At 67.8% G+C, this 7,684-nt stretch carries 6 protein-coding genes and 1 pseudogene; 5 read left to right on the forward strand and 2 right to left on the reverse strand.

The genetic code is table 11. The features are described from left to right. Positions 1-401: 401 nt before the first annotated feature. From G3N93_RS30020 to G3N93_RS30030, 3 genes are all read left to right on the forward strand, one after another. A complete protein-coding gene (locus tag G3N93_RS30020; RefSeq protein WP_174942289.1) occupies positions 402-1,982 on the forward strand; it encodes an amino acid permease in 1,581 nt (526 codons plus the stop codon). 146 nt (positions 1,983-2,128) lie between these two features. Then, positions 2,129-3,397, forward strand: coding sequence for an FAD-binding oxidoreductase (locus G3N93_RS30025; protein ID WP_174942290.1), 1,269 nt, complete (start codon positions 2,129-2,131; stop codon positions 3,395-3,397). 116 nt (positions 3,398-3,513) lie between these two features. After that, positions 3,514-4,188 (forward strand): TetR family transcriptional regulator, encoded by a 675-nt coding sequence (locus G3N93_RS30030; RefSeq protein WP_011353990.1) that lies wholly within the window; start codon positions 3,514-3,516, stop codon positions 4,186-4,188. A 72-nt stretch (positions 4,189-4,260) separates the two neighbouring features. Here G3N93_RS30030 and G3N93_RS30035 read toward each other — a convergent pair whose 3' ends face one another. Both G3N93_RS30035 and G3N93_RS30040 read right to left on the reverse strand, forming a co-directional pair. Beyond that, entirely contained in the window at positions 4,261-6,054 is a 1,794-nt protein-coding gene (locus G3N93_RS30035) for a phospholipase D-like domain-containing protein (protein ID WP_206134579.1), read from the reverse strand. 105 nt (positions 6,055-6,159) lie between these two features. Then, positions 6,160-6,918 (reverse strand): DeoR/GlpR family DNA-binding transcription regulator, encoded by a 759-nt coding sequence (locus G3N93_RS30040; RefSeq protein ID WP_011353988.1) that lies wholly within the window; start codon positions 6,916-6,918, stop codon positions 6,160-6,162. A gap of 208 nt (positions 6,919-7,126) precedes the next feature. On the opposite strand from G3N93_RS30040, the gene G3N93_RS30045 reads away from it, so the two are divergent. Further along, positions 7,127-7,312, forward strand: a complete 186-nt coding sequence (locus G3N93_RS30045) for a hypothetical protein (protein WP_006480515.1) — start codon at positions 7,127-7,129, stop codon at positions 7,310-7,312. 130 nt (positions 7,313-7,442) lie between these two features. Then, positions 7,443-7,684 (forward strand): annotated as a pseudogene (locus G3N93_RS41775) (EamA/RhaT family transporter); the annotation flags it as partial.

The following is a 7,684-nucleotide window of genomic DNA, read 5'->3' on the forward strand; positions in this document are numbered from 1 at the left end:
GATATTAACTCACGACTTCATTCCGAAAACGCAACACCCAGGCGGGACGAAACGATGCGTTTTTCTGCCGATATGGGACTTGTCCAAGGCCCATGACCGGGCTGTCCGGCACGCGGCGACGTGGCGCAAGTTGATGACAAAGCCGCATCACCCTGTTCTGAAATATCGTTTGCCGCCCGTGCACCGGGCACACACAATCGTTGCGACGTCGAGGTGCAACGCACCCGGCGCGCCGCCGGCCGCCATGACGGCTGCCGGACGACAGACGAAGGCGACACGCATCGCGGCCCGGTTCATCCGGCCCGTTTCAGCACCGCATCACCGCTGCCCGGCCCGCGGCCGGCAACGCGTCGCGCTTCGTCACCGAAAAACAATCCCGGAGACAGCGCCCAGCGCCCGCCATGCATTCAGATGCCCGCCCCGACTCACCCCGCCCGTCCGGCTCGCCGCCCGCGAAGCCGACCCTCCACCGTGCACTGCAGGCACGCCATCTGCGGATGATCGCGATCGGCGGCTCGATCGGCACGGGCCTGTTCGTCGCGTCCGGCGCGTCGATCTCGCAGGCCGGCCCCGGCGGCGCGATGCTCGCGTACATGGTGATCGGCCTGATGGTCTATTTCCTGATGACGAGCCTCGGTGAAATGGCCGCGTTCATGCCGGTGTCGGGCTCGTTCGCGACCTACGGCGCGAAGTTCGTCGACGAAGGCTTCGGCTTCGCGCTCGGCTGGAACTACTGGTACAGCTGGGCCGTGACATTGGCTGTGGAGCTCGTCGCCGGCCAGCTCGTGATGAACTACTGGTTCCCGCATGTGCCGGGCGTCTGGTGGAGCGCGCTGTTCCTCACGCTGATCTTCGCGCTCAACGCGCTGTCGGTGCGCGGCTTCGGCGAAGCCGAATACTGGTTCGCGCTGATCAAGGTGCTGACGGTGCTCGCGTTCGTCGGCGTCGGCCTGCTGATGATCTTCGGGATCATGCAGGGCGGCCCGAGCGCGGGCTGGGGCAACTTCACGATCGGCGACGCGCCGTTCGCCGGCGGCTGGGCGACGATGCTCGGCGTCGCGATGATCGCGGGCTTCTCGTTCCAGGGCACCGAAATGATCGGCGTCGCGGCCGGCGAATCGGAAAACCCGCGCACGACGATCCCGCGCGCGGTGAGCCAGATCTTCTGGCGCATCCTGCTGTTCTACGTGTTCGCGATCTTCGTGATCGGCGTGCTGATTCCCTATACCGACCCGAGCCTGCTGAAGAGCGACGTGACCGACATTGGCGTGAGCCCGTTCACGCTCGTGTTCCGCCACGCGGGCCTCGCCTTCGCGGCCGGCGTGATGAACGCGGTGATCCTGACGGCCGTGCTGTCGGCCGGTAACTCGGGCATGTACGCGTCGACGCGGATGCTCTACAACCTCGCGGTCGAAGGCCGTGCGCCGAGGATCTTCGCGAAGCTGTCGCGCGGCGGCGTGCCGCGCAACGCGCTGTATGCGACGACGGCCGTCGGCGCGTTGTGTTTCCTCACGTCGCTGTACGGCGACAAGACCGTGTACCTGTGGCTGCTGAACACGTCGGGCATGGCCGGCTTCATCACGTGGCTCGGCATCGCGGTCAGCCACTACCGGTTCCGCAAGGGCTTCCTGAAGCAGGGCTACCGGCTCGACCAGTTGCCGTACCGGTCGAAGTGGTTCCCATTCGGCCCGCTGTTCGCGTTCGCGCTGTGCGCGGTCGTCGCGCTCGGCCAGGATTACCAGGCGTTCTTCTCCGACAAGATCGACTGGGTCGGCGTCGCCGCGACCTACATCGGCCTGCCGTTCTTCCTCGCGATCTGGCTCGGCTACGCGCTCGTGCGCAAATGCCGTCTCGTGCGCTACGAAGACATGGAGATCGCGCCGTGGATCGAACGCAACGCGACGCCCGAACCCGCCCCGCAGGCTGAAACCGGCTACGCGGGCTACGTCGCCCGCCCGGCCAACCCGACGCCGGGCGCCTGATCGCGCGGATCGGCCCGCATTGCACCGGCCGCCACGCGAGTACGGCGGCCGGCGCCCGGACAACCCTCATTCGACGCGGCGCGCACGTTCAGGCAAGATCGACGCGCGCCGCCTGTTTTCCCGCCGTTACGAGTCAACGAAACCGCATGCAGAACTTCTACGAAGCCACCGTTACCCGCCAGCCCTACCCGCAACTGACCGGCACGATCGACACGCAGGTCTGCATCGTCGGCGGCGGCCTCGCCGGCCTGTGCACGGCGCTCGGCCTCGTCGAGCGCGGCGTGCATGACGTCGTCGTGCTCGACAGCGAACGGGTCGGCTTCGGCGCATCGGGCCGCAACGGCGGCTTCGTCTTCGGCGGCTACAGTCTCGACAACGCCGACCTGCTGCGCACGCTCGGCCGCGACGAAGGGCGCCGGCTGTACCGGCTCACCGTCGATGCAGTCGACCTGATCCGCTCACGGATCGCGCGCTACGGCATCGACTGCGACATCGTCGACCAGGGCGTGATGCTCGCGAACTGGTTCGACGATCCGTCCCGGCTCGACAGCGTGCGCACGCTGATGAAGAACGAACTCGGCGTCGAGTGGGAACCCGTTTCCACGGACGCGCTGCGCAAGCGGCTGAAGACGCAGCGCTACTACGGCGGCCTGTTCGAGCCGAACGCCTTCCACTTCCATCCGCTGAAGTACGTGCTCGGCGTCGCGGCGGCCGCCTCGCGCGGCGGCGCACGCGTGTACGAACGCTCGGCCGCGCTCGGCATCGCCCGCGAAGGCGCCGGGTACGTCGTGCGCACGGCGCAGGGCACGGTGCGCGCAAAGGACGTCGTGTTCGCCGGCGGCGGCTACGCGCGCGGCGTGTCGCCGCGCATCGAGCGCGCGGTGCTGCCGATCGCGACCTACGTGATCGCGACCGAACCGCTCGGCGCGCGCCTGCCCGACGCGATCGACGCGCCGTACGCGATCTACGACACGCGTTTCGCGTTCGACTATTACCGTCCGCTGAAGGACACGCGCATCCTGTGGGGCGGCCGGATCTCCGTGCTCGACCGCGGCCCCGACGCGATCGCGCGCCTGCTGCGGCGCGACCTGCTGCGCGTGTATCCGCAACTGGAAGGCGTGAAGGTCGATTACGCGTGGGGCGGGCTGATGAGCTACGCGCGGCACAAGATGCCGCAGATCGGCCGCGACGCGGACGGCGTGTGGCATGCGATCGCGTTCGGCGGCCACGGGATGGCGCCGACCACGGTGGCCGGCGAAGTGCTCGCGGCCACGCTGGCCGAAGGCCGGCCGGTGCCGGAAGGCTTCAACGCGTTCGGGCTCACGCGCACGTTCGGGCTGGCGGGCCTCGCCGCCGCACAGCTCACGTACACGGCGTACCAGGCCCGCGACGCGCTCGCGTCCTGCCGCCGCTGAGCGGCGGCCACGGCGGCCGAAACCGCCCTGCCGATTAGAGCGGAAGGTCGGCCGGGCGGGGATTTCCCGCATGCTAGAATGCCTTTTCCAAGCCGCCGAAGCCACAATAAAGTCACATGAAAGCAGGAAGCAAGGCCGCCACGTCCGACACCCGCGCGCTTCCGTCCGATGCGCGGCGCAAATACGATCCCGAGCAAACCAAGCGCAACATCCTCGACGTCGCCACGCAGGAATTCTCCGCGATGGGCCTCGCCGGTGCGCGCGTCGATGCCATCGCCGAGCGCACGAACACGACGAAGCGGATGCTCTACTACTACTTCGAAAGCAAGGAAGGCTTGTACGAGGCCGTGCTGGAGAAGGTGTACGGCGACATCCGCGCGCTCGAGCAGGAACTGCACGTCGGCGACATGGAGCCGCGCGAAGGCATGCGCCGCCTCGTCGAATTCACGTTCGACTATCACGACAAGCATCGCGACTTCGTCCGCCTCGTGTCGATCGAGAACATCCACGGCGCGAAGTATCTCGAACAGCTCAAGTCGTTCAAGAACCGCAACGTCAGCATCATCAAGACGCTCGAGGAACTGGTCGAGCGCGGCGCGGCGAGCGGTGCGTTCCGCAAGGACATCGACGCGTTCGACCTGCACCTGCTGATCAGCTCGTTCTGCTTCCACCGCGTGTCGAACCGCTACACGTTCGGCGCCGCATTCGGCCGCGATCCGTCGGCACCGCGCCTGCGCGCGCGGCACCGCGATACGATCGCCGACGCCGTGCTGCGCTACGTCGCTGCATAAGCGGCGGCAACCGGTTTCCCTGCCAGACTCACGCCGGGCGCGCGACATCCGCGCCCGTCGTTCTCTCGTGCGTCAGTCCGTCGGCGCGGTCGACGCCAGTGCGATCCGTGCTTTCGCTTCCGGGCTTCCCGCCACGTAATACTTCTTCGCCCAGCTCGAATCGGGCGCAAGCGCGAGCCGCGCATGCGCGCCCGTGCCCCCATCCGTGCCGCGCTGTTTCGCATTGATCGTCAATGCCCGCGCGCGGTAGTGCTCGTACAGCCGCAGGAATTCCGCAAGATAAATCGCCGCGATCCGCTGGTTGCGAATCTCGAGCAGGTTCTCGTCGTTGTACTGCTCGGAATTGCGGCTCATGTTCGCCGAACCCGTATAGACGACCGGATTCGCGCCCTCCGCATCGATCACGATGAACTTGTGGTGGATCACGACGGGCGGAAAGGCCGGCGCCGGTTCCCCCGGAAACAACCGCAATTCCGGCTCGAAACCCTGCGGCACGGTGGCCGGCGAGAAATACGCGGCATCGATCACGTCGTGGTTGTCGCGACTGCGGTGGTACAGCTCGAGGTTCGCGAGCGTCGCTGCATCGAGCGTCTGGCCGGCCTGCTGCTCGGCATCGGCCTTCGTCGCACTGCCGACGTTGATCTTGTTCACCAGCCCGAACATCATCAGCCCGCGGTCGCCAGCCGCGAAGCACGCGTCGCGCAGCGCCGCGTCGGTCGGCATGAACAGGCAGAACGACACCGAATGCTTTGCGGCCGCGATCGCGGCGACGATCGTGTCGATCTCGGTGCGCTGCCCCGCCGGTTCCGGCGAAAACGCGAGCCGCACCTGCGCACTGCCGATCGTCATCGGTTCCGACCAGCCCGGCGACAGCTTCGCCGTCTCCGCGATCGACGGATTCCCGGCCAGCGCATGCGCACGATCGTTGTACAGCGCGGCGAGCGCGGGCGAGTCGAACGCGTGCAGCACGTTCGCCTGCTCCGTCAGCCCCTCGGTCGTGAAGTTCGCGGAACCGGTCAGCACGCGTGAGGGCACCGCATTCGACGACGCATCGGTCACGATGAACTTGTCGTGCATGATGTGCGTCTTGTCGCGCGGCGCGAGCGTCGCGAGCCCCTGCAACGCATCGACGGCCGGCTGGTTCGGCGACGGCAGCGGCGGCTTGCCCTTGCGCGCCGTCGTGTGCGCGTCGTAGACGATCGCGAGCGACGCTTCGCCGTGCTGGCGTCCGAACGCTTCGAACGCGGGCAGCGCCCACAGCGTGTCGGTCAGGTGATAGACGGCCGACGCCGCGCGCGAGGCCGGGTCGAGCATCTCCGCGAACACCTGCTCCATGTCGTTCGCGAGCCACGTGCGCAGCTTCAGCGCCTGCGCGGCACTTGGCGCCGCATTCGGCGCGAGGCCCAGCGCCGCGACCTGCTTCGCGAAAGCCTGCGAGCTGACCACCGCGCGATTGAACCACGTGCCGATGCCGTCCTCGATATGCGCGGGCAGCACGACGTCGCACACGCCGGCTTGCGCGTCGAGCACCTGCAGGTTCGCCGGCGTGCCGACGACCGGATACACGTCATAGCGGAACGACGCGCCGCGATCCTGCGGATCGATGCGCGCGTCCCACCACATGAATTTCTGGATCGGCGCCTGGTCGGTCGGCGCATCGCCCTGCGTGTGCGCGGCCGGGCCGTCGAACGTCAGGCGGTTCGGCAGCCAGCTGTTCGGCGCGCGCGTCTTGCCGTCGGCCGACCAGAAGCCCGGCGTGCGCCGGATCGCGAAACCGAGGAAATCGGACCGCGACGCCGCATCGGGCCAGTCGAAGGCCAGCAGAACCAGGGTAGGGGAAAGATAGCTGCGCACGCTGACGGTCATTCGTTGCTCCCTGGCCTTGCGGCCGGTCGAGGTGAATGGGTCAGTCTTGACGGCGGTTCTTCCCTGGGAATGACGGTTCGATGAACCTTGTATGTCGGACGCGCGTCAGTCGCACACGAGCAGTTCGATCCCGCGTGCGGTCAACGCACGGCGCACGGCCTTGTCGGGCGTGCGTTCGGTCACGAGATAGCGGGCCGCCGCGGTGCCGTTGATCCGCACCGGCGTCACGCGGCCGAATTTCGAATGGTCGGCGACGATCATCGCGGTGCCGGCCGCCGCGATCATCCGGCTGCGCACTTCGGCCGCGAGCCGCGAGTAGTCGGTGCATTCACCGTCGGGCGTGATGCCGCCGGCGCCGACGAACGCGAAATCGACGTGGTACTGCGCAAGCTGCTGGATCGTGTCGAGCCCGAAGGTGGCGTCCTCGTCGTCGGACAGCTCACCGCCCAGCAGCGTCACGCGGTTGCCGTTGCGCCGCGCGAGCACGAACGCGGTGCGCCAGTCGTTCGTGTAGATCGACAGCCGGTGCCGGTCGGCGAGCGCGAGCGCAACCGCGTGCGGCGTGCTGCCCGAATCGATCAGCACCGAGGCATCGTCGGGCACGAACTCGGCGGCGCGCCGCCCGATCGTGCGCTTCGCTTCCGCGTTCGCGGCTTCGCGCTCGGACAGGCTCGGCTCGCGGCGATCCGCGGCCAGCGCGCCGCCGTGCGTCATCACGAGCAGGCCGCGTGCGGCCAGTGCGTTCAGGTCGCGCCGCACGGTCTCGCGCGACACGTCGAGCGAGCGGACGAGTTCCGCGACCGACAATGCGCCCGACCGTCCGAGTTCCGACAGGATGAATTGATGACGTTGTTCCGCCAGCATCGCGTGTGCGCCCAAGGCGACTGGTAATGGGTAAGCTGTCCATTGTATTACGGCCGTTTGACCGGCATTTGACTGCGCCGGGAAACCCGCCAGGCCGCGTTTCACGAAAGCGAAATTCTGAATTGCCTGACGCGCGCGAATCGGCGCGGCGCCGGTTGCTACACTTTGCGCTTCGCCGAACGACAGACCAAGCAAAGGGGCTCGCGCCATGTATCGCAAAGGCAGTGTGATCGAAATCCAGTTTCCGCCCGAACGTCTCAACGACGCGGCCGGCGATCCGTACTGGATCGACCTGACGCTCGACGAGGCCCGCCGGCTCTACGAACAGCTCGCCGCGCGCTTCGCGACCGACGCACGCGCCAACCAGCCGCTCGACACGTTCTCGATCGACTGATCGCCGCGGCTTCACGCTCGCCCGCTCCGCATCCGGGGCGGCGCCTCTCGTCCCCCGGCACCTCCCCGCCCGCACCGACGGCCGCCTGCGCGGCACGCAGCATGAGTGCAGGATTCGACAAGACGCCCGCATCGCTTCCCGCGATACTGGCCGACTTTACGATTCTGTCCGGCCGCCTCGCGGCCCGCCACGCATGCTGACCTCGATCGTCGCCGCCGCTTTCGTCGCACTCTGGTCCACCGGCTTCATCGTTGCGCGGGCAATCAAGCCCTACGCCGATCCCAACCTGTTCCTGCTCGCCCGTTTCGCCGGCACGGCCGCGCTGTTCGGCGCGGTGGCGCTCGTCTCGCGCGCGCCGTGGCCGGCCCGCCC

It is taken from the genome of Burkholderia sp. Se-20378, from assembly GCF_017104665.1.
Classification (GTDB): Bacteria; Pseudomonadota; Gammaproteobacteria; order Burkholderiales; family Burkholderiaceae; genus Burkholderia; species Burkholderia lata.

Coding starts and splice junctions, on each gene's coding strand:
- G3N93_RS30025 (WP_174942290.1), top strand. CDS start 2,129: ATGCAGAACTTCTACGAAGCCACCGTTACCCGCCAGCCCTACCCGCAA.
- G3N93_RS30045 (WP_006480515.1), top strand. CDS start 7,127: ATGTATCGCAAAGGCAGTGTGATCGAAATCCAGTTTCCGCCCGAACGT.
- G3N93_RS30030 (WP_011353990.1), top strand. CDS start 3,514: ATGAAAGCAGGAAGCAAGGCCGCCACGTCCGACACCCGCGCGCTTCCG.
- G3N93_RS30035 (WP_206134579.1), bottom strand. CDS start 6,054: ATGACCGTCAGCGTGCGCAGCTATCTTTCCCCTACCCTGGTTCTGCTG.
- G3N93_RS30020 (WP_174942289.1), top strand. CDS start 402: ATGCATTCAGATGCCCGCCCCGACTCACCCCGCCCGTCCGGCTCGCCG.
- G3N93_RS30040 (WP_011353988.1), bottom strand. CDS start 6,918: ATGCTGGCGGAACAACGTCATCAATTCATCCTGTCGGAACTCGGACGG.